General features: G+C 68.5%; 19 protein-coding genes. 10 read left to right on the forward strand and 9 right to left on the reverse strand.

The features are described 5' to 3' along the window. Nucleotides 1-7: 7 nt before the first annotated feature. Nucleotides 8-1588, forward strand: a complete 1581-nt coding sequence (locus AB0I77_RS46455) for an amino acid adenylation domain-containing protein (RefSeq protein ID WP_363288985.1) — start codon at nucleotides 8-10, stop codon at nucleotides 1586-1588. A 31-nt stretch (nucleotides 1589-1619) separates the two neighbouring features. On the opposite strand, the gene AB0I77_RS46460 is transcribed toward AB0I77_RS46455, so the two are convergent. Genes AB0I77_RS46460 through AB0I77_RS46470 form a run of 3 tightly spaced genes read right to left on the reverse strand, consistent with a single transcriptional unit; the run spans nucleotide 1620 to nucleotide 3882 of the window. After that, nucleotides 1620-2573, reverse strand: a complete 954-nt coding sequence (locus AB0I77_RS46460) for a hypothetical protein (RefSeq protein ID WP_363288986.1) — start codon at nucleotides 2571-2573, stop codon at nucleotides 1620-1622. After that, nucleotides 2570-3058 carry a VOC family protein gene (locus AB0I77_RS46465; protein WP_363288987.1) on the reverse strand — a complete coding sequence of 163 codons (489 nt, stop codon included), beginning with the start codon at nucleotides 3056-3058 and terminating at the stop codon, nucleotides 2570-2572. The genes AB0I77_RS46460 and AB0I77_RS46465 overlap by 4 nt, the downstream gene beginning before the upstream one ends. Further along, nucleotides 3055-3882: an aspartyl/asparaginyl beta-hydroxylase domain-containing protein gene (locus tag AB0I77_RS46470; RefSeq protein ID WP_363288988.1), complete on the reverse strand. Its 828-nt coding sequence runs from the start codon at nucleotides 3880-3882 to the stop codon at nucleotides 3055-3057. Before AB0I77_RS46470 ends, AB0I77_RS46465 begins: the two co-directional genes overlap by 4 nt. Before the next feature lie 230 nt (nucleotides 3883-4112). Between AB0I77_RS46470 and AB0I77_RS46475 the strand changes: the two genes are divergently transcribed. Both AB0I77_RS46475 and AB0I77_RS46480 read left to right on the forward strand, forming a co-directional pair. Further along, complete coding sequence (locus AB0I77_RS46475) at nucleotides 4113-5054, forward strand: methyltransferase domain-containing protein (protein WP_363288989.1); 942 nt, start codon at nucleotides 4113-4115, stop codon at nucleotides 5052-5054. After that, a complete protein-coding gene (locus AB0I77_RS46480) occupies nucleotides 5054-5941 on the forward strand; it encodes an LLM class flavin-dependent oxidoreductase (protein WP_363288990.1) in 888 nt (295 codons plus the stop codon). The genes AB0I77_RS46475 and AB0I77_RS46480 overlap by 1 nt, the downstream gene beginning before the upstream one ends. Nucleotides 5942-5963: 22 nt before the next feature. Here AB0I77_RS46480 and AB0I77_RS46485 read toward each other — a convergent pair whose 3' ends face one another. The 4 genes from AB0I77_RS46485 to AB0I77_RS46500 all read right to left on the reverse strand — a co-directional run bounded on the left by AB0I77_RS46485 (nucleotide 5964) and on the right by AB0I77_RS46500 (nucleotide 11044). Continuing rightward, entirely contained in the window at nucleotides 5964-7769 is a 1806-nt protein-coding gene (locus tag AB0I77_RS46485; protein ID WP_363288991.1) for a gamma-glutamyltransferase, read from the reverse strand. 23 nt (nucleotides 7770-7792) lie between these two features. After that, on the reverse strand, nucleotides 7793-8038 hold the full coding sequence (locus AB0I77_RS46490; protein WP_363288992.1) for an acyl carrier protein: 246 nt from the start codon (nucleotides 8036-8038) through the stop codon (nucleotides 7793-7795). A 68-nt stretch (nucleotides 8039-8106) separates the two neighbouring features. After that, entirely contained in the window at nucleotides 8107-9675 is a 1569-nt protein-coding gene (locus AB0I77_RS46495; RefSeq protein WP_363288993.1) for an amino acid adenylation domain-containing protein, read from the reverse strand. A 205-nt stretch (nucleotides 9676-9880) separates the two neighbouring features. Next, nucleotides 9881-11044: an acyl-CoA dehydrogenase family protein gene (locus AB0I77_RS46500; protein ID WP_363288994.1), complete on the reverse strand. Its 1164-nt coding sequence runs from the start codon at nucleotides 11042-11044 to the stop codon at nucleotides 9881-9883. A 173-nt stretch (nucleotides 11045-11217) separates the two neighbouring features. Here AB0I77_RS46500 and AB0I77_RS46505 point away from each other — a divergent pair, with 173 nt between their 5' ends. Genes AB0I77_RS46505 through AB0I77_RS46515 form a run of 3 tightly spaced genes read left to right on the forward strand, consistent with a single transcriptional unit; the run spans nucleotide 11218 to nucleotide 13825 of the window. Next, on the forward strand, nucleotides 11218-11982 hold the full coding sequence (locus AB0I77_RS46505; protein ID WP_363288995.1) for an SDR family NAD(P)-dependent oxidoreductase: 765 nt from the start codon (nucleotides 11218-11220) through the stop codon (nucleotides 11980-11982). Between the two features lie 31 nt (nucleotides 11983-12013). After that, on the forward strand, nucleotides 12014-12403 hold the full coding sequence (locus AB0I77_RS46510) for a RidA family protein (RefSeq protein ID WP_363288996.1): 390 nt from the start codon (nucleotides 12014-12016) through the stop codon (nucleotides 12401-12403). Nucleotides 12404-12433: 30 nt separating this feature from the next. Then, a complete protein-coding gene (locus AB0I77_RS46515; RefSeq protein ID WP_363288997.1) occupies nucleotides 12434-13825 on the forward strand; it encodes an LLM class flavin-dependent oxidoreductase in 1392 nt (463 codons plus the stop codon). Between the two features lie 32 nt (nucleotides 13826-13857). On the opposite strand, the gene AB0I77_RS46520 is transcribed toward AB0I77_RS46515, so the two are convergent. Both AB0I77_RS46520 and eno read right to left on the reverse strand, forming a co-directional pair. After that, complete coding sequence (locus tag AB0I77_RS46520; protein ID WP_363288998.1) at nucleotides 13858-14796, reverse strand: hypothetical protein; 939 nt, start codon at nucleotides 14794-14796, stop codon at nucleotides 13858-13860. 136 nt (nucleotides 14797-14932) lie between these two features. Beyond that, nucleotides 14933-16228, reverse strand: coding sequence for a phosphopyruvate hydratase (eno, locus tag AB0I77_RS46525; RefSeq protein ID WP_363289000.1), 1296 nt, complete (start codon nucleotides 16226-16228; stop codon nucleotides 14933-14935). Between the two features lie 310 nt (nucleotides 16229-16538). Here eno and AB0I77_RS46530 point away from each other — a divergent pair, with 310 nt between their 5' ends. Genes AB0I77_RS46530 through AB0I77_RS46545 form a run of 4 tightly spaced genes read left to right on the forward strand, consistent with a single transcriptional unit; the run spans nucleotide 16539 to nucleotide 20343 of the window. After that, nucleotides 16539-16751, forward strand: a complete 213-nt coding sequence (locus tag AB0I77_RS46530; RefSeq protein ID WP_363289001.1) for a hypothetical protein — start codon at nucleotides 16539-16541, stop codon at nucleotides 16749-16751. Between the two features lie 7 nt (nucleotides 16752-16758). Further along, entirely contained in the window at nucleotides 16759-18162 is a 1404-nt protein-coding gene (locus AB0I77_RS46535; protein ID WP_363289002.1) for an amidase, read from the forward strand. After that, nucleotides 18159-19421 (forward strand): aminotransferase class I/II-fold pyridoxal phosphate-dependent enzyme, encoded by a 1263-nt coding sequence (locus AB0I77_RS46540; protein WP_363289003.1) that lies wholly within the window; start codon nucleotides 18159-18161, stop codon nucleotides 19419-19421. The genes AB0I77_RS46535 and AB0I77_RS46540 overlap by 4 nt, the downstream gene beginning before the upstream one ends. Then, nucleotides 19402-20343 carry a 3-oxoacyl-[acyl-carrier-protein] synthase III C-terminal domain-containing protein gene (locus AB0I77_RS46545; protein ID WP_363289004.1) on the forward strand — a complete coding sequence of 314 codons (942 nt, stop codon included), beginning with the start codon at nucleotides 19402-19404 and terminating at the stop codon, nucleotides 20341-20343. Before AB0I77_RS46540 ends, AB0I77_RS46545 begins: the two co-directional genes overlap by 20 nt. The last annotated feature ends 12 nt before the right edge of the window (nucleotides 20344-20355 follow it).

A 20355-nucleotide genomic window follows, 5' to 3' on the forward strand; every position in this document is an offset into this window, starting at 1 on the left:
GCGGGCCATGGACAGTCTGCACACGCTGATGTCGCGGTGGGTACGGGAGACCCCGGACGCTGCCGCGGTCGTCGACGAGTCGAGAACTCTGACCTATGGGGCACTCGACGCCGAGAGCAACCGGATCGGCCGCGCTCTGCGCACGCTGGGGCTGCGCCCGGACGACCGGGTGTGTCTGCTCGTTCCGAAGTCGGCCCTGGCGGTGTCGGCCATCCTCGGCGTGCTCAAGGCCGGCGGGGTGTACGTCCCCTTGGACGGGGCGGGCCCCGCGGCCCGAACCGCCAAGGTCATCCGCGACAGCATGCCGCAGTGGATCATCGTCCATCCGGCGTTCGACGCCCTCGTCGAGGAGTGCCGGTCCGAGCTCGGGGACGATCTCCCGGGACAGGTCTTCTCCTTGCGTCAGGATGAGCTGGTCACCCTGGACAGCGCGCCGCTGCCGGCTTCGCAGCCGCCCAGCGGGCTGGCGTACATCATTTTCACCTCGGGATCCACCGGCGTCCCCAAGGGGGTGCAGATCACTCACGCCGGCGCCGTTCACTTCATCCGGTGGCTGGTCGACCACTTCGGCATCGGCCCCGAGGAGAGGCTGTCGGGGCACCCTCCCTTCCATTTCGACCTGTCCGTTCTCGACGTCTTCGGCGCCCTGGCCGCCGGCGCCGAACTGCGTCTCGTCCCCGAGGCGGCGAACTTCCTGCCCCACCGCACCGCGAGTTTCATCCGTGACCACCGGCTGACCCAGTGGACGTCCGTGCCGTCGGTCCTCACCTGGATGGAACGCCGCGACGCGGTACGCCCCGGCGACTTCCCCGACCTGCGCCGGATCATCTGCTCCGGAGACGTGCTGCCGACCTCGGTGGTGGCGTACTGGCTGCGGCGCCTGCCGCACATCACCATCGTCAATACGTGGGGTGCCACCGAGACCTCGGTCCTCAGCAGCTTCCACGAACTGCGCGAGGCGCCCGCCGATCCGCAGGTGCCGATCCCCATCGGAAAGGCCGTTCCGGGCGAGGAACTGGCCGTCCTGCGGCCCGACGGCAGCCGGGCCGCCGTCGGGGAGGACGGGGATCTGTGCATCGCCGGCCCCGGCCTCAGCCCGGGATACTGGCGGGATCCGGAGAAGACGGCCAGGGCGTTCAGATACTTCCCCACCGCGAACGGTCAGCGGCGTTGGTACATCACCGGTGACCACGGGCACGTCGACGAGTCGGGGACCTTCCACTTCCACGGACGTGCGGACCGCCAGGTCAAGTCACGCGGCTTCCGGATAGAACTCGACGAGGTCGCGGTCGCCGTCAACGCCCTGCCCGACGTGGCGGAGGCCGCCGTCGTCGCCCTGCCCGTGGCGGGCATGGAAGGCAGTCAGCTGCACGCGGCCTGCACCCTGCGCACGGGCGTCGCGAAGGAACCGGCCGGGCTGCGCGACGCCCTGCTCAAACGGCTTCCCGAGTACATGGTGCCGGTCCGGTGGCACTTCGTCGACGAAGTCCCGAAGAGCCCCAATGGGAAGATCGACAACCGGGCCGTCGAGACGATCATCCGATCCCAGATGGGGCTTCCGGAGCCGGGCGCCCCGGCCGTTCCATGAGGAATCACCCGCGTCACCGGGCCGAGGGACATCAGCCGAGTTCCGACGTGCCGACGGAAGCCGGATCGCTGGGGAGAGCCGCCATGGGGGCGTAGTGAGCGACGGCGACCGAGACGGCACGGCGCAGTGCCCCCTGGATGTCCTGGGCCCGCGTCGCCATGTCGGGGGGCAACCCCGGATGGCGAGTTCGGCCGCTGTCCATCACCTCGCCGAGGCGGAGCCCGTGCACGGAGAGGTCCCGCGTGATCGCGACCGCGCGGCGAAGCAGCTGCCCGAGGAATTCCCCCCGGGTGAGCGGGCCGCGCACGGTCAGGAAAAACGTGTCGAACAGGTGGCCGCGTACGTCCGCGTTCCAGGGCGACACGCCGGAGTCCTGTAGGAGCGAACCCCCCTCAGGCACCAGGAGCGAGGCGACGAACTTGTGGATCGCCCCATGCTGCCTGACCGCGGCGTCGAGTTCGGTGCCGGCGCCCGACGCGCTCGGGGGCCGGCGCGAACGGAACGTCCGCATGACGGCGCCGCGGAATTCCGGAGCCCAGCCACCGCTGAAGGCCGGATGGTGCAGACGCATCGCCGACCGGATGAGGTCGTTGTAGAGCTTGCTCGGACACGAGGCGCAGTACAGCAGCATCGCGTTGTAGGCGTGCACGCAGCCGGCCAACTGGGCGTGGTTGTCGGCCTGGCCGGCGTCTTCCTGCTCGCAGAGATCCTCGACCAGCCGCCACAGCAGGAAGCAGACCTGATGTCCCGTGATCCAGCGCGACCAGAACAGCTCCTGGTCGTCACGGCCGGGCCAGGTGCCGGCCGGCCTGTGCGCGGACGGCCGCAGCAGCAGCGCCGCGGATCTGATCGCCTCGTGCGCGAGGGGGCCGGAGGCGTCCAGAGCCTCGCCCGGTCGGGGGAGAGTCAGCGGCTCGGTGCCGTGCGGACGCTCGCCGAAAACCCACGACGCGTCGGTGGGCGGCTGCGCCAGGATCCCCGTCATCGCGCCGCGTGAAGCGAAGGGTCATAGGTCAGTTCGAGCTCCAGGCCGTTCACGTCGTACGCGTAGAAGGACACGACGCCATCGCTGTCCGTCACGAGCGGAGAGGGCTCCTCGCCCTTGGCGAAGCTGAACCGCCCCGACTCGAAGAGTTCGAGCCAGCGCGAGCGGGCCGTTTCCAGCAGGGCCACGGCGGGGAAACTCAGGCACAGGTGCTGCACCGGTGCACGAGCCGGCGTCGGTTCGGCATGTACGCCATCACGCTCGAAGAGGTGCAGCCGTGCCCCACCGCACGTCACCTCGGTCAGCCGGCTGATTCCAGGGAGCCGGGAAAGGGTGAGTTCGGAGAATTCGGTCAGCGTCCAGGCCGGCTGAAAGTTCAGGAATTCCCGGTACCACTTCTCACAGTTGTCCAGGTCCGTGGTCTCTATCGCCACATGATGCAGGAGGGTCGGGGCTATCGGGCCGGAATGTTTCTCGCTACTCATCCGTTGTCCTCCAGCGTGCACTGCGCCTTCAACCGCCGAACGTAGGACTCGACCTCCGGGTTTCGGCTTTTCTCGGCAACGGCGGAGAGCGCCTCCCAGGCGAACTCCGCACCGCCGTCGCGGCGGAACTGCTTCCGAATCAGGATGGCGAAGACATCGGTGATGTTGTCGCTGTCTATCAGTCTCGCCAGATCGAGGGCGGCCCGACGCTCGCTTTCCGACATCTCGGGTCGGGGCACGGTCCGGTCGGCCAGCGAGGCCTCGGCGCCGCCCGGTGAAGCGATGAAATCCTCGACCGGGGCATCGCCGGGGAAGTCGAGCAGCAGGTGGACACGGTCGGTGCGATCCATTACCGCGGCGCTGTGCATCTGGGTCAGGTCGAGCGACCAGACCTCGCCGGGAAGCATCCGAAACACCGTGTTCTCCTGCAGAAACAGGCACTGTTCCGACGTCCGCAGCGGTACGTGCAGCCGGTGCGCGACCACGTGCAGGTCCCGATGGGGCACGAGCACGCTCTCGGTCATCGAGACAAGTCGCGCGAAGAGCAGATGCTTTTTCGGGAAATTGGCCTCGATCACGTCTTTCAGATGGGGCAGCTGCTCGCCGTGGACGGTCGGCCGGACCGGAAGGCTCGAATCGTAGTGTGACAGAACACCGTCGCCGACTTCGCCACCAGGCGCGTACAGCATGCGACTTCGCCATGGTCGGCGTCCGCACTGGAACTCGTCGTAGGGCTCGGCGTACGTAAGACTTTCGCTCATCTTGAGTTCATGCGCCAAGGTTGTGGCGTCCAACTCCACATGCCCAAGTATCTGCGTCTGCATGACACCCCTTAAATACGTGCCTCACATTCAGTCGCAAATCATATCTTTCACTTGACATTAGCACACGGCAAGCAGCTAGCGTCAGTGATATCTGGTGCGACGACAAAGGGAGTTGGACATTGAACGGCGAGCCGAACCTCGTTGAAGTGTGGAACGCCGATCAGGTGGAAGCGTGGCAGACTTATCACACCTCCGGCATGCCCGAACTCATCAGCTCAATGCATCTGTGCATGGCAATCCGGGCCTTCGCCGAGTCCGGTGGCCTCGATCGGTTGCGCGCCAAGGGATGGGCATCGGCCGAGGAGCTCCTCGACGGCGCGTCCGCCGAAGTCGGGCGAGGATTCCTGACCTATCTGCGCGTGAGCGGCGTCCTCGACGAGTGGGACGGCCGTTTTCGGCTCACTCCCCGCGGAACGCTCCTCACCAGCGAAATCTCACTGGCGAGGGTGGGCTTCTACGTCGAGGCATACGGTCCGGTGACGCGTCGTATGGGAGACCTGCTGACCGGTCGGGCGACCTACGGGCAGGACGTGGTCAGGGCGGGCGGTCCGCTCAGCCGGCACTCCGGCGCGGTCACCGCCGTGTCGTACGTCGGGCTCGTCGCCGAGGCGCTGGCGGGGCGTCAGCCGCGCTCCGTGCTCGATCTGGGCTGCGGCGACGGGTCGTTGCTCATACGACTGTGCGCCCTGCACCCCGAACTGTCGGTCGTGGGCATCGACATATCCCCTGACGCGGTCGAGGCGGCCCGGTCCAACAGCCGTCAGGCCGGTCTCGAGGGACGAGCGGTGTTCGAGGTCGCCGACGCGTTCTCGCCCGACACCTGGCCGCGGTCGGCCTCGGACGCCGATGCCGTCATCGGCGTCGGTGTCCTGCACGAACTCTTCCGCGACGGCGAGGACGCCGTGATCGCCATCCTGGACCGCCTGGCCGAGACCCTGACCGACGGGCAGGTGTTCCTGCTCGGCGAGCCCGAACTGCGCTACGACAACCGCGCCAACGACTCCGACTTCTTCCTCGTCCACGTCCTGACCAACCAGGGAACCCCACGCGACCGGACGGCCTGGCTGAACGTCTTCCGGAAGTCGCGGCTGACCTGCGAGCGCGTCTTCACCAACGCCGTCGCCGGCCCCAGGACGTGTTTCTACGAGCTGTCCGCTCGCGGGGCGGCCTGATGCGCCTGGGCGTCGTGATCCTTCCGGAACGCGTCTGGCCGCACGACCGGCGCTGGCAGCTGGCCGAAGAGCTCGGGTTCGACTCCGCCTGGACGTACGACCACCTCTGGTGGCGGGCGATGAGCGACGAGCCGTGGTTCGGCACCGTTCCCGTACTCACCGCCGCCGCCCTGTCGACGGGGCGGATCCAGCTCGGCACCCTCGTCGCCACGCCCAACTTCCGCCATCCCTGCGTCCTCGCCAAGGACGCGATGACCCTCGACCACATGTCGAACGGCCGGTTCCTGCTGGGCCTCGGCGCCGGTTCAGCGGGCACCGGCGACGCCACCGTCCTCGACCGTGTCCCCTTGGCCGCGGACGAACGGGCGGACCGATTCGAGGAGTTCGTCACGCTGACCGACCGGCTGCTGCGCACTCCGGTGACGCGTTTCGAAGGCCGTCACTACTGGGCGCACGAGGCGCGGATGCTCCCGGGATGCCTCCAGAAACCGAGGCTGCCCCTCGTGATCGCGGGCCCGGGGCCACGGGGAGCGAGCCTGGCCGCACGCTTCGGACAGGCGTGGGTCACGCTCGGGCCCGCCTACCGCGACGGCGTACCCGACCCGGAGAGGTGCTTTCGCGCCGTACGCCGTCAACTCGCGAGGCTGCGTGCCGCCTGCGAGGCGGCCGACCGGGCCGTGACGGACCTCGACACGATCTTCGTCGTCACCGACCCGGCGGCGCTGGCGAGCCCTGCCGCCTGCCTCGACCATGCCGCCCGCTACGCCGCGGCCGGCATCACGCACATCGTCTTCCACTGGCCGCGCGCGAGCGGTGTGTACTCCGGGGACGAGGAGGGCTTCGCCGGCCTCGTCAGCGACGTCCGCGCCGAACTCGCCGATCTGTGACGGACATTGGGTCGACCGGCCGTCACCGGCAGTAGGCATAGGCCTGACGGCCACGAGGTCCGGCACCCGCCCGCACGAATCCGTCGCGGCCGGCGCCGACGATGCAGACCTTGCCACCCATCGACCACTCCGGGACCACGTCGACGTCGTGCCCCCGGCCGCGCAGTCCGGTCACGGTCTGGGCCCCGATGGCCGCCTCGATGGCCAAGAAGCCCGGACGGCTGCCCCGAGGCGTGAATGAGGACGGAAAGTGATCGGTGTGGAAGTGGACGGTTTCGGTGGCCGTCTGGAGATCACGGCCGAACTCGACGACGGAGAGGAAGGTCTCCAGCGTCCACTGGTCCTGCCGGTCTCCCCCGGGTGTGCCGAAGGCCAGGTACGGATCACCGTCCCGGCAGACGAGGGTGGGGCTCAGTGTCGTGCGGGGTCGTTTCCCGGCGGCGACCGAGTTCGGGTGTCCTTCGACCAGCCACATGGTCTGCCCACGGGTACCCAGGGGGAATCCCAGGCCCGGGATGACGGGCGAGCTCTTCAGCCAGCCGCCGCTCGGAACGGCCGCCACGAGGTTCCCCTGCCGATCGGCGACCACCAGCGCGCAGGTGTCGCTCGGTTCGAGCGTGGCCTTGAGGACGATCGTGGGCATCCCGCTCTGCAACTGGTCCATCCAGTCCTCGTCCCACCGCGGCGCGGGGTCGGCACTGACCGCCGGCAAGGCCGCGAGCGCACCCGGCAGTCTGCCCGGCTCAGGGGACGGGTTGGCGTCGTGCCCCATCTCCTGCCTGCGCGCGGCGGTGTACTCGGGTGACAGCAGGGTGCGCAGCGACACGTCGTGGTGGAAGGCCGGGTCGCCGTACCAGGCCTCGCGGTCGGCGAAAGCGAGCTTGGCGGCCTCGGTGACGGTGTGCACGTACTCGGCGCCGCCCGGGTCCAGGGCACGCAGGTCAAAGCCTTCCAGCAGCGCCAGTTGCTGCAGGAACACCGGTCCCTGCGACCAGGCCCCGGGCTTGTGCACGGTGAGCCCGCGGTAGTCGATGCGCGCGGACGGTTCGACGGTGGCTCGCCACGTCGCCAGGTCCTGGCCGGTCAGGAGGCCGCGATGCCGTCGGCCGGTCGAGTCGAGCACCGGGGTGGAGCCGACGAACGCGTCGATCGCCTCGGCGACGAAGCCTTCGTAGAACGCGCGGCGCGCGTTGTCGATCTGGGTCTCCCGATCCGTGGACCCCGCCTTCGCCTCGTCGACGAGCCGGCGCAGCACCGCGGCCAGGTCCGGGTTGGTCAGCCGGTCGCCGGCCGCCGGCGCGACCCCACCGGTCAGATAGGTCTCGCCCGATGTGCGCCATTCGCCGGCGAACAGCGGGGCGAGTGCCTTGATGGCCCGCGACGTGTCGGGCAGCACGGGGTAGCCGCGGGTGGCGTACCCGATCGCGGCTTCGACGACGGTCTCCAGGCGCAGCCGGCCGAACTCGGCCAGCAGCCGCAGCCAGGCGCCGATCGCGCCGGGGACGGTGGCCGGGAGCAGTCCGGAGCCCGGTATCTGACGCAGGCCCAGCTCCGTGAACCCGGAGAGGTCGGCGCTCATCGGCATCGGCCCCTGGCCGCAGATCACCGAGGCGCCGTCGTCGCCGGCGCGCCGGGCGACGATGGCGACGTCGCCCCCCGGTCCGTTGGAGTGCGGCTCCACCACCTGGAGGACGAAGCCTCCGGCCACGGCGGCGTCGAAGGCGTTGCCACCGTTCTCCAGCACGGCCATCGCCGCGCCGGACGCGAGCCACGATGTGCTCGACACCGCTCCGAGGTCGCCGACAAGTTCTGGTCGCGACGCTGCCACGTCAGCCTCCATCCATGGGTGAGTCAGGCTCCGGGTGCGGAGCCCAGGGTGATACGGACCGCCGAGGCGATGGACGTGACGTCCGAGAACACGTCCGGGACCATCAGATGATCCGGCAGCTGCATGGCGAAGTGCTCTTCGAGCCGGGTCACTATCTCGATGATCGACAGCGAGTCGATCAGTCCGAGATCGAGCAGAGGCGTCGCCATGTCGATCTCGGGGTGTCCCGGTATGGCTTCGCGAACGATCTTGAGAACTTCCTCTTCCACGTGCGCCCCTTTTGTACGGGAATTGGTACGGGAATTTGGTACGGGAATCTGGTACGGGAACCAATCCATCACTTGTCGAACGACCGCTGATCGGCTCCGTCCTTCCCCTCCGCCGCGGCTTCGTCGGTGAGGAGTGCGCGATCCAGCTTGCCGTTGGAGAGTCTGGGCAGGGGACGCCGGACGGTGATGCTCCGCGGGAGCATGTAGGCCGGTACCGCGGCACGGCACCACGTCATCAACTCCTGTGCCGTCAGCGGTTTTCCGTCGGTCGGCTCGACGTAGGCGTGGAGCACATGGGTGAACCGCGCGTGCCTCACGGGGACCACGACAGCCGCCTCGACTCGTTCGTGGCCGCGCAGGACGGTCTCCACATCGCCGAGTTCCACCCGAAAACCGCGGGTCTTGATCCGGTGATCGCGCCGCCCCCGAAAGTGCAGGACGCCCTCGTGGTCACGCAGCGCGTAGTCGCCCGTCCGGTAGCACTCGAAGGACTGTCCGTCGGCCACGACGCTCACCCGGGACCCCCGGGTCTTGGCGGGATCGTTCACATAGCCGGGGCTCACGGTGGGCCCGGAGACGACCATCTCGCCCACCTCACCGGCCGACGCCGTTTCGTCGTCCTGATTCAGCAGGAATATGCGCGTCGGCGCCCGCTCGACGCCTATGGGCAGACGTGTCCTTGTCAGGTGATGGTCGCGAATCACCTGGGAGGTGACCGCGTTGGTCTCCACCGGGCCGTACATGTTGATGAAGGTCAGGTCGGGAAGGCGCGCGTACAACTCGCGGACCACGTCCACGGGAAGTTCCTCGCCTCCCGACACGCCGAGGCGCAGCCGCGGCAGTCCCCGGGTGCCCAGCGCGGGTACGGAGAGCAGCCCGGCCCACGCCGCGGGTACGCCCAGCATGAAGGTGACGTCGCTGTGGGCGAGCGTGGCATACAGGGCGCGCGGGAACATCGCGGTCCGGGCGTCGACGAGAACGACGCCGGCTCCGGCCGACATCGCCGCGAACAGGTCGAGGATGTGCATGTCGAAGTGCAGCGGTGACTGGCACAGCACCACGTCATCCGGGCCGAACCGGACGATGTCCCGTGTCCACTCGATGAAGGCCACGACATTGGCCTGGGTGGTCAGTACGCCCTTCGGCTGCCCGGTCGAGCCGGAGGTGTACAGGATGTTGAAGGCGTCCGGGTCCCGCGGCGTGAGGTCGGCCGAGGCGCGGCTCGGCTCAGCTCGCAGTCGGCCGGCTGCCACCACCTCGATGCCGACTGCCCCGCCGATGTCGGGCGGCGCAGCGCCCTCTTCGTCGTGCAGGAGCAGCGCGCATCCGGCGTCTTCGAGGATCAGGCGCCGACGCGGCGCCGGCAGCGCCGGGTCGATCGGGACGTAGGGGAAGCCGGCCAGCAAGCAGGCGAAGAACGAGAGGACGGTCCGCACCGTGGTGGCGGAGGCGACGGCGACCGGGGCACCCGAGGGGTTCTCCCGCCGCAGCGCGAGCGCCATGGATGTCGCCGTGATCTCCAGCTGCTCGTAGGTGACGCTTTCGTCCCCTTGGCGCAGGGCTACTGCCTCAGGGCTGGTCCGCGCGTGTCGCAGGATCAGCGACACGACCCGGTCCGGTGGCGGCTTGGGCACCATGCGTTCTCGCGCCTCCCTCCCTCTAGGGCCTGTCGTTTGGATCACGCCGCAGACGCGGGGTCTGGCACGCGCATCTGCCGCGTTGTCGTCGGTTGCCGACTCCCCCACGCTCGAACAACCTCGCGCGGGGGCACCCCCATCGCCCCCGCTCACCGGCACTGAACAGCGCTGTCGATTTCCTGCGACCTGATCCAAACGACAGGCCCTAGGCTTCGTCATGAGCGGTGAGGGCCAGCAGCCCGTCGGTGATCCGCACCGAGTCGGGACTCACCATCACCTTCGAGGACAGCAGATCGCGCAGATTGCGTCCGAGCGAGAGTCCTGAGCGTTCCTCGTCCAGATAGCCGACCAGACCGGTCACTTCGAGGGCGTCCATGGCCACCTGAACCGCCTCCTGCGAGACGCTCAGGCGCAACTGATTGGCGCGACGGGTGAGATCACCGAAACTCATCGGCCACGGACCGGTGAGCCTGGCGTTCCGGCCGGCGGCGAGTTCGTTCTCGAACCCGCCGCGCAAGGTGGCGATGAGATCCTGCCTGCGGGTGATCTCGCCAAGACGCACCATGCGGACCGCCACCAGATCGCTGTGGCCCTTCGCGCGCAACCGGCGTACCGATGCGCGGGCCAACTGGACCGCTCGGGCCGAGATGCCCTCCCAGCAGGCGACCCAGGCCAACTGTATGTAGGGCATGAGACTGCGGGAAAGATGCTCCCCGAATTTCTGCAGCACCTGGTCCGGTTCGACTCGGCATTCGATGTCCGCGGAGATGGTGGCCGTCCCTCGCATACCGAGCGCGCGCCAGTCGCCGGTACGGCAAATGGTCAGGTCCTGACTTCGAGCGATGAGCAGCACCTGGTCCGACGAAGATGCCTCGGCCTTCGAACGCGCCGAGACGGCGACGAGGTCCGCCTGTTCCAGGAATGAAGCCGCATTTGTTCGCTTGGTGACCGAGAGATATCCGTCGCCGGTGTCCCGGCAGAATGCGATGCTCTCTCGAATACTTGCCGATCCCGCCTCGGAGGTGATACCGGCGAACAACGGTTGCCCATCGGCCTCGGTGACCAGCATCCGCGCGATCCTGCTGCCGCGCGGGGCGGCCTCGTGGAGACCGAGCAGATGGCTGAGGTGCATCGCGAGAATCATCCCGCTCGACCCGCATGCACTGGAGACCCGGCGCACCGCGTACGTCATACGGAACGGACTCGGTTCACCGTCCACGAGATACGGGGTGAGTCCGATCAGGCCGTGTTTGCGCAGGGCCTCCACCGATTCCGCGGGGAAGACCCCGGACAGGTCGACCCGATATGCGTTTGCCGCTGCGACCGAATGTGTCTGAGTGACGCGCTCCTGGAAGTCGTCTTCCTTCACATTTCCGCATCCTACGTTAATCGCCGTGCACAGGGAACGGTGTGAAATTCGCAGGTGTCTGAAAGAATGTCAGGGCGTTCAGGAATGCTGCCGCAAGTACGGTGCGAAGCCATCGGCAGTGTCTGCCCGGCACTGTCTCCACTCTCGACGAAGCGCATACGGGAAGTCGTGTGATGGGACGTCTGGACGATCGTATTGCCGTCGTGACCGGCGCGGCATCCGGCATCGGAGCTGCATCGGCGCTGGCGCTGGCCGCCGAAGGAGCGCGCGTGGCGTGCTTGGACATCGATCACGGGGGTGCCGACAAAGTGGCCCACGCGATACGCGGCCGAGGCGGTGTGGCGCTGGCCCTCGCCGTCGACGTGGCGGATCCGGACGCGAACGCCGCCGCGGCGGCGCGCGTCACCGCGGAGTTCGGGGCACTGCACATCGCCCATCTCAACGCCGGCGTCGGATCGTTGGCGTCGGTGCTGGATACCCCGCTGCACGAGTGGGACCGCGTGATGGCCGTGAATCTGCGGGGCGTCCTGCTCGGCACGCAGGCGTTCGGAGCCGTGATGCGTGACTCGGGCGGCGGCTCCATCGTCATGACGTCGTCCGGTTCGGCGTTGCAGGGCGGGCGAGGGCTCGGCGCCTACGCGGCGTCGAAGGCGGGCCTGTTGGGGCTCATGCGGTGCGCGGCCATCGACCTGGCACCGCTCGGCATCCGGGTGAACGCGGTGTGCCCCGGGGTGATCGACACGCCGATCATCGGCAAGGCCCACGGCCGGGAACCGCTGCTGCGGCTGCTGGGCTCCGGGTACCCGCTCGGCCGGGTCGGCCGGCCGGAGGAGGTGGCGGACCTTGTCGCCTACCTCGCGAGCGACCGGGCGAGCTACATCACCGGTGCCTCGCTCACCGTCGACGGCGGACTCACGGCTGCTCTCGGGCAGCGATAACGTCCAGTTTTTTCGCGAACAAGGGGTGCGGATGGAACGGCTGGCAATCGGGTCGGGAAGCCGAGCGGAAGAGATCTGCGGCTACTCACGAGTGGTCCGCGTAGGCGAATCGGTAGCCGTCGCGGGGACCACCGCGATATCGGAGGGCGACATCCCCGACGACCTCGCGGAGCAGACCCGGATATGTCTGCGCCGGGTGATCGACGCGCTCGACGCGGTCGGATGCCGGGTGGGGGACGTCGTACGGACCCGTTTCTTCGTGACCGACATCACCGACTGGCAGGCGGTTGGTCGCGTCCACCGGGAGGTGTTCGCCGATACGCGCCCGGCCATGACCCTGGTCGAGGTCGCGCGTCTTTTCGACGAGCGCCTTCTGGTGGAGGTCGAGGTCGACGCGATCTCGCCGGGAGACGACCACTAGCGGTATCTGGCGGAGAAAAGGAGCAGGCTCATGAAACGGGACTTCGAGCGGATGGCCATCGGCGCATTCCTCTACCCGACCGGCTATCACGTCGCGGCATGGCGTCATCCCGGGGTCGAACCGGATGCCGGTATCCTCCCGGACCACTACATCGAGATCACCCGGCTGGCGGAACAGGGCAAGTTCGACCTCATATTCCTGCCGGACAGCGCGGGCGTGCGCGGAACGGACATGGACGCCCTGAGCCGAACGGCGATCCGCTACGTCTCCCAGCTCGAACCCCTCACCCTGCTCGCGGTACTGGCCACGGCAACCGAGCGGATCGGTCTCACGGCAAGCGTCTCCACCACGTACAACGAGCCTTACACGGTCGCCCGGTTCATCGCCTCGCTCGACCACCTCAGCAAAGGCCGGGCGGGGTGGAACCTCGTCACGTCGCAGAATCCGCAAGAGGCGCTCAACTTCAACTTCGACAAACAGCCCGATCACGACGACCGCTATGCGCGGGCGACCGAATTCGCCGAGGTCGTACGAGGGCTGTGGGATTCCTGGGACGACGACGCCTTCGTGTACGACAAGGCCGACGGTCTCTTCTTCCGCCCCGACGGTGTCGCACCGATCCACCATCGCGGTGAGCGGTTCTCGGTGCGAGGGCCGCTGAACATGCCCCGCAGCCCGCAGGGACAGCCCGTCATCATCCAGGCGGGCTCGTCTCAGACCGGCAAGGAACTGGCCGCCCGGACCGCGGACGTGGTGTTCTCGGCGCAGCCGAACGTGACGGCGGCGGCCGCTTTCTACCAGGACGTCAAATCGCGCATGGCCGCCTACGGCCGGGCCACCGACACCCTGCACATCCTGCCGGGGGTGTTTCCGTACGTCGGACGCACGCGCGCCGAGGCGCAGGCGAAGTTCGACGAGCTTCAGGAGCTCATCCATCCGGCCGTAGGTCTGTCGCTGCTGGTCAGCGAGTTGGGCGGGTTCGACCTGTCCGGCTTCGACTACGACGGCCCGGTGCCGGACCTGCCGAAGTCGAACGCCGGGCAGGCTCGGCAGCGGCTGTTGATCGACATGGCGCACCGGGAAGGTCTGACCATCCGTCAGCTCGCCCAGCGGGTGGCCGGTTCACGCGGCCACTTCCAGCCGATCGGCAGCGCCGAGGAAGTCGCCGACGAACTCGAGCAGTGGTTCGTCCAGGGCGCTGCGGACGGCTTCATGGTGATGGCACCCGCACTGCCCCAAGGACTGCGCGACTTCGTCGAGCTGGTGGTCCCCGAACTACAGCGACGCGGCCTGTTCCGCGACGACTACACCGGTACGACGCTGCGGGAGCACCTCGGTTACGGCCGTCCGGCGCCACGCCGGCCCGCCGCCGCGCCCCCCGTGACACCGGACGTCCTGACCCCGGCCGAACAGGGGCGGTGACAGGAGCGGCACGGAAAAACAGCGCGACGACGTCAGGCCATGCCCGGGGCGCTGGGCGCGTCCGCCACCGGTACGAACGGCAGCGGGTCGGAGATACCCGTGCGCGCCTCGGGCAGGACGAAGCTCGCGATGGTGATCAGATCCCACTCGTCGATGCCCGACCAGTCGGGGACCGCCAGCGACCGTAGTTCGGACCAGCTCAGCGCGTCGCCGGGATCGTCGATCACGGCGCGCAGGCGGTCCATCGCCCGCCCGTCGAACCGCCCCGACGCGGCGAGCCGCTCCAACGCGTTGGTCAGCGAGAGGTCACGCTCCGGGTAGCGGGATTCCAGGTCGTCGACGACCGCCCTGACCCGCTCCGGCACGGCGTCACCGCCGAGGCCGGCCAGGGCGGAGCGCCGCTCGTCGAAGCTGAGGAAGATGCCGATCTCGCGCAGCAGGTCAGCCGGCTCGTCCGCCACATGGACGAAGTTGATGACCATGTTCGGCGGGCGAAGCACCGTGCGCAGGTGCCGCGGATCGGCCTTGCGCGCACTGACCGACCCCTTGAGCGATGCCAGCCGTACCGATCCCGGCACCCTGCCGTCGTACCGCTCGTCGTGCAACAGCAGAAGCGCCGTGTCGTTCGCGGTGTGCATGGCCGACATGAGCGACAGCCGGTCGACCGGGTAGAGGTGCCAGTTGTATCGCCAGATTTCTCGGATCGAATGCCGGTTGTGGCGGACGGTGCGCACATCCACGACCCGGAACCCCGCGTCGGCGAGGTAGTCGAGGGTGGGCCGCATCCGTCGTCCGATGACGCCGTCACATTTGAAACTGAGCAACGCGGTCGGCAGGAGCGTCGCCACTTCACGCCCTGGAGCGATCTCCGTCAGATCCGCCCAGGTCGCCCGGAGGTAGAGGTCTTCCGCGAACAGTCGGCGCTTGTCCGGCGAGACCGTCAGTCCGGCCCAGTCCTCCGCCGAGGGCACTTGGTACGCAGCTGGTACTTCGCGAATGACGACGCTCCTTCAGTCCAGGTTTCGGTGCGTGCTCTTGCGCCGGGTACGGCCAAGCGGCCCCGGTCGCCGGAGAACTGAGCGTTCTCCGGCGACCGAGACGTCGGGGTCAGCCCGCGGTGCCCGGGTGGGACGTGATCAGCCGAGCCCCGGCGAACTGCGCCGACGCTCCCAGTTCCTCTTCGATGCGCAGCAGTTGGTTGTACTTGGCCGTGCGGTCCGAGCGGGAGAGCGAGCCGGTCTTGAGCTGCCCCGCACGCACGCCGACGACGAGGTCGGAGATGGTGGTGTCCTCCGTCTCGCCGCTGCGGTGCGAAACGACCACACCGTAGGACGACTGCTGTGCCAGGCGGACCGCACGCAGGAACTCGGTGACGGTGCCGATCTGATTCAGCTTGACCAGGATGGAGTTGGCCATCGAGTGGTCGATGCCGTCAGCGAGGAGGGCGGGGTTGGTGCAGAACACGTCGTCACCGACGATCTGGCACCGGGACCCCAGGCGCTCCGTGATCGACTCCCAGCCACGCCGGTCGTTCTCGGCGATGGGGTCCTCGATCGAGATGATGGGGTAGTTGTCCAGAAGCGACTCGAAATAGTCGATCTGCTGATCCGTGCTGCGCACGGTGTTGCCCCCGCCGTAGCGGTACGCGCCGTCGACGTAGAACTCGGAGGCAGCCGGGTCGAGCGCGATCGCGACATCGGTGCCGGGCGTGTAACCGGAGTCGGAGACGGCCTTGAGGACGAAGTCCAGCGCCTGCTCAGCCGTGGCGAAGTTGGGCGCGAACCCGCCTTCGTCGCCCACGTTCGTGGGCTCGCCGGCCGCGGCGAGAGCGCGCTTGAGGGTGTGGAAGATCTCCATGCCCATCCGGACCGCTTCGCCGAACGTCGGAGCGCCGACAGGCATGATCATGAATTCCTGGAAGTCGAGCGGATTGTCCGCGTGCGCCCCACCGTTGACGATGTTCATCATCGGCGTGGGCAGCAGGGTGGCGTCGACCCCTCCGACGTAGCGGTACAACGGCAGCCCGTGCGCGGCGGCGGCCGCCTTGAGCACCGCGAGCGACACTCCCAGCATCCCGTTGGCACCGAGCTTGGACTTCTGCGCCGTGCCGTCCAGCTCGATCATCGTCTCGTCGACGCGCTGCTGGTCCTGTGCGTCGAGTCCGAGCAGTGACTCGGCGATGACGGTATTGACGTTGTGGACCGCTTTCCCTACGCCGCGGGCGTGCCAGCGGGTCGGATCTCCGTCTCGGAGTTCTACCGCTTCCCGCTCACCCGTTGAAGCACCAGAAGGAACGGCTGCCCTGCCAAAGGATCCGTCAGCGAGGTGAACATCGACCTCGACGGTTGGGTTTCCTCGACTGTCGAGGATATGGCGGCCACGAACTGTCTCAATCTTGGTCATGTCGTCCTGTCGACGCCTGGCCCGGCGCTGAGCGCGCCGTCCAGGTCCTGGTCGGCTCTTATCCATTAACACACCGCGCGCAGACCTTAACACGCGTCCAGGAAAGCCCCAGCCCCCCGCTGGCCTGGTCCGATGGGCCTTACTCGGCTCGGCCGTCGGCCGCCGCTCTGCGTCAACCTGCCGTTACCGGACGGTAGTTGTTCCACCGAGCCGCGCCGTCACGGCACCGCGGAACTCCGTCAACCACAAATCAGGCGGCCGATAAACCTTTGGCATTTCACCTCACGCAACCACCTGCCATACTTGCCCGGTGACCGCCGAAAACAATGCGCGGAACGCCTTCCTGGCCGTTCTCGCGCACAATGATCTGACGGTACCCGAAGATCTTACGCAAGGCGTTTTTCACGGATTTCTGGAACTCCGGTCCATGGTGGCCGTTCTCCGTGACGCCCACGAAGCCGAGACAGAGCCGGCGAACGTATTCCGAGTTCCCGTAGCGGCGACGGACAATGAGGCGGAGTGATCGCACAATGGCATTCGCGAGCGAGGAACTTCACTCACTCGACGTGGACACGCTGGGCGTCCGGCTGCGCGGAGGCGAGCTGACCAGCCGTCAGCTGACCGAACACTGTCTGGCCCGCGTCGGCAAGCTCGACAGCCGTGTCCACGCGTTCGTCCTGGTCACGGCCGACCGCGCGCTCGCCGACGCGGAACGCGCCGATCGGGAACTCGCCGCGGGCATCGACCGCGGGCCGCTGCACGGAATTCCGTACGCGGTGAAGGACATCTTCGACACGAAGGGCATTGGCACGACTTCGCACTCCTGGCTGCGTGTCGATCACGTTCCCGCTTCCGACAGCACCGTCGTCCGGCGCATGTCCGATGCGGGCGCGGTCCTCATCGGCAAGTTGGGGACGCACGAGTTCGCCCTGGGCGGGCCGAGCCAAGAATTGCCTTTCCCGCCGGTGCGCAACCCCTGGAACCTCGAACATGTCCCCGGTGCCTCGTCCTCCGGCTCGGCCGCGGCGGTTGCCGCGGGCTTCGTGCGGATCGCCCTGGGCAGTGACACGACCGGTTCCATTCGCGGGCCGGCTTTTCACTGCGGGGTCGTCGGACTCAAGCCCACCTACGGTCTGGTCTCACGGTTCGGTGTCTTTCCGCTCTCCTACTCCCTTGATCACTGCGGCCCGTTGACGCGCACGGCTCGTGAGGCGGCGACAGTGCTCTCTGTCATCGAGGGTGTCGACCCGGACGACCCGGGCAGCGTCCGCAGGCCCGCGGCCCCGTCGGCGCCGCGTCGGGCACTTCGCGTCGGCTGGACACCCAAGCGGCTGCGCGCACAGCGCACCGTGCATCCCGAGGTGTGGGATCAGCTCACGATCGTGCTGAGGCACCTGAGGGAACTCGGTGCCGAGGTGGTCACCGTCGATCTGCCCGATCTCGCGGTGTTCGGTGCGTGCGGCCGGGTGATCATGGCGGCCGAGGCATTCGCCGTGCACCAGGACGACATCCGTTCCCGTCCCAGGGAGTTCGGGCGCTACACCTACCAGCGGGTCGCGGCCGGCGCCACCGTACTCGCCTCCGATCTGGTGCTGGCCCACCAGACGCGGCGGCGGTTGGCCGAGGCGGTCGATCGGGTCTTCGCGGACTGTGACGTGCTGGTCGAACCATCCGCCCTGGCTCCGGCCGCCCGGTTCGACGCGTTCGGGCACGACTGGCCACCGCCGGCGGCCGCCAACGCCACCCAGACCGTCGAGTTCAACGTCAGCGGTCACCCCGCGCTCGCGCTGCCGACCGGCCTGTCCTCCGACGGGCTGCCGCTCGGTGTCCAACTCGTCGGCCCCTACTTCTCGGAGGATCTTCTGACCCGGCTGGCGACGGAGTTGGAGTCACGGCTCGACATCCTGAGCCTGCGTCCAGCGGGGTTCGAGTGACCGGCCTGCCAACCGAGCCGCAGGCGCTGGCCGTCGAGTCCTACCGGGGACTCTCGCTGGATCCGGACCGGGCCGGCATGCTCAACCTCGCGTGGACGACCGACGAGGCCGCGTTCCTGGCTGCCGACGTCTTCGCTCTCGTCGCCGACGAACTGGCCGCGGAGGCCGCCGGCGGCCTGCCGAGCGTGCGCGACTACCGCTTGCAGGACCCGTACGGCGAGCAGGCACTGACCGCGGCGGTCGACGCGTTCTTCGGTTTGGACGGGGGCCATGGTGTGAGCGCCGGCGCAGGTGTGGGTCCGCTCCTGCGCGAACTGGTCGATCTTGGCGGGCGATCGCCGATCCTGACGCTCAGCGAGACCTATCCCGACTTTCCCGCCTGGGCGGCCCGCCGCGCTCGTGCCTGCCTCGTCTGGCAGCCGGCCGACGCCGGGGGCGAGGACGCCGTCGGCATCGGTCGGCACGTCGCGGCCGCGCTGCGGGCGCACGGAGCGAGCCTGATCTTCCTGGAGCGGCCGGCGCTGCGCCCGGCACCGACCGACGACCTCGCGGTCGTGGAGGCGATCGGCCGGGCTGTGGCCGGACGCGGGGCGCACATCGTCATCGACGAGTCGAACGCCAACTACTGTCCACCGGAGTTCAGCGCGGCCACGCTGACGTCCCGGCTCGACAACCTGATCGTCGTGCGCGGGTTGTCCAAGGCCTATGGGCTCGGTGGTGTCCGGCTGGGCTACTGCGTGTCCTCGGCGCCGGCGACCGAGCAGGTGTGCCGGTGGGTCGCGCCGTTGCAGGCGTCATCGCTCGCGCTGCGCATCGGCCGCGGCGTCCTGGCCATGGGCGACATCGCCCAGCCCCTGCGGGCCCGCGTCTCGGCGCAGGTCGGCGCCGCCACACGAGTGGCACGGCAGGCGGGCCTGGCGCCGGCGCCGGCGGGGCGCGGGCTGCCGTACCTGCTCTTCCCGCCGGACGACGACCGCCCCGATCGGGCGGAGACGACCCTGCGCGCCCTGGCCGAGCACGGCGTGCAAGGCAAGGCACATGTGTCGTGGGGTGCCCGCGGTCATGCGGGCACGGTCCGGATCGGGCGGATCAGCGTGCCACTGGACGCGGATCGCGCCGCCCAGTTCGCGCGCCGCCTCGGCGCAGTGGGAAGCGACACGGTGGACCAGGCCGACGGGATCGACGGGATCGACGGTGGAGAAAACGCCGAAGGCGAAGACAGCGGAGAAGGCGGAGAAAATGGAGAAGGGGAAGGGTGAACCAGTGGGTGCGCACACGGCGGTTCTGCGTCTGGTTCCGATCGCATCGGCGTTGGGCGGGCGGACAGCGCTCGACGAACTGCCGGAGATGGCGTCGGACGATCCGCGGATCTATTGGGATCTGGGCTATCGGGACTCCCGGGTGACCGACGAGGGCAACCTCTCCCTGGTCGCCCGCGCGCTGCCCGGCGAGCTGCCGGTCACCGCGCCCACCCTGGTCGTTCTGGCGATCGGCTCCCAGCACTTCTCCAGGGCGCTGCCGCGCATGCTGCGTGACGCCGGCCTGCGCCCGGAGAAGATCTTCGATCTGGCCAGTCCGACCTGTGGCACGTTTCTCGCTCAGGTCGACCTGGCGGCGGGAATGATTCGCGGCGGCGCGGCGAGTTCCGCGCTGGCGATCATCGCCGGCTCGGCGGACGCGAATGTTCCCCGGGTCCGGCGCGGGGAGCATGTGCAAAGCGACGGCGCCTGCGTGTTCGCCCTGACCGGGGACCCGGTCGGCGTACCGCACTTCGTGGTCGAGTCGCTGGCCCTGGACTACGTGCACCCCGCCGACGCGAGCCGATTCGACGAGGAGCCGAACGCCGCGCTAAGGGCGAGCCTGAAGGTCACGCTCATGCGGTCGCTGATCCGCGAGGTACTCAAACGGACGGACACGCCCGCGGCCCACGTGGATCACCTCGTGATGCAGAACCTCGGCCTGGACCGGATGAAGGCCGTCCGCGCTCTGAGCGGTGTGCGGCCCGAGGCGCTGTGGCTGGACAGTCTCGCGCACAACGGACATGTGATCGCCGCCGACAGCATGGTCAATCTCCAGGACCTGTACGGCGGTGGCCGCCTGGCCACCGGTGCGAAGATCCTGATGGTCGGCACGTCGCCAGCGACGAACGGGGCGATGCTGCTGCGCTTCGCCGGCGGGTGACGGTCGCTGGTG

This window comes from Streptomyces sp. NPDC050619, from assembly GCF_040654815.1.
In the GTDB taxonomy this organism is placed as follows: Bacteria; Actinomycetota; Actinomycetes; order Streptomycetales; family Streptomycetaceae; genus Streptomyces.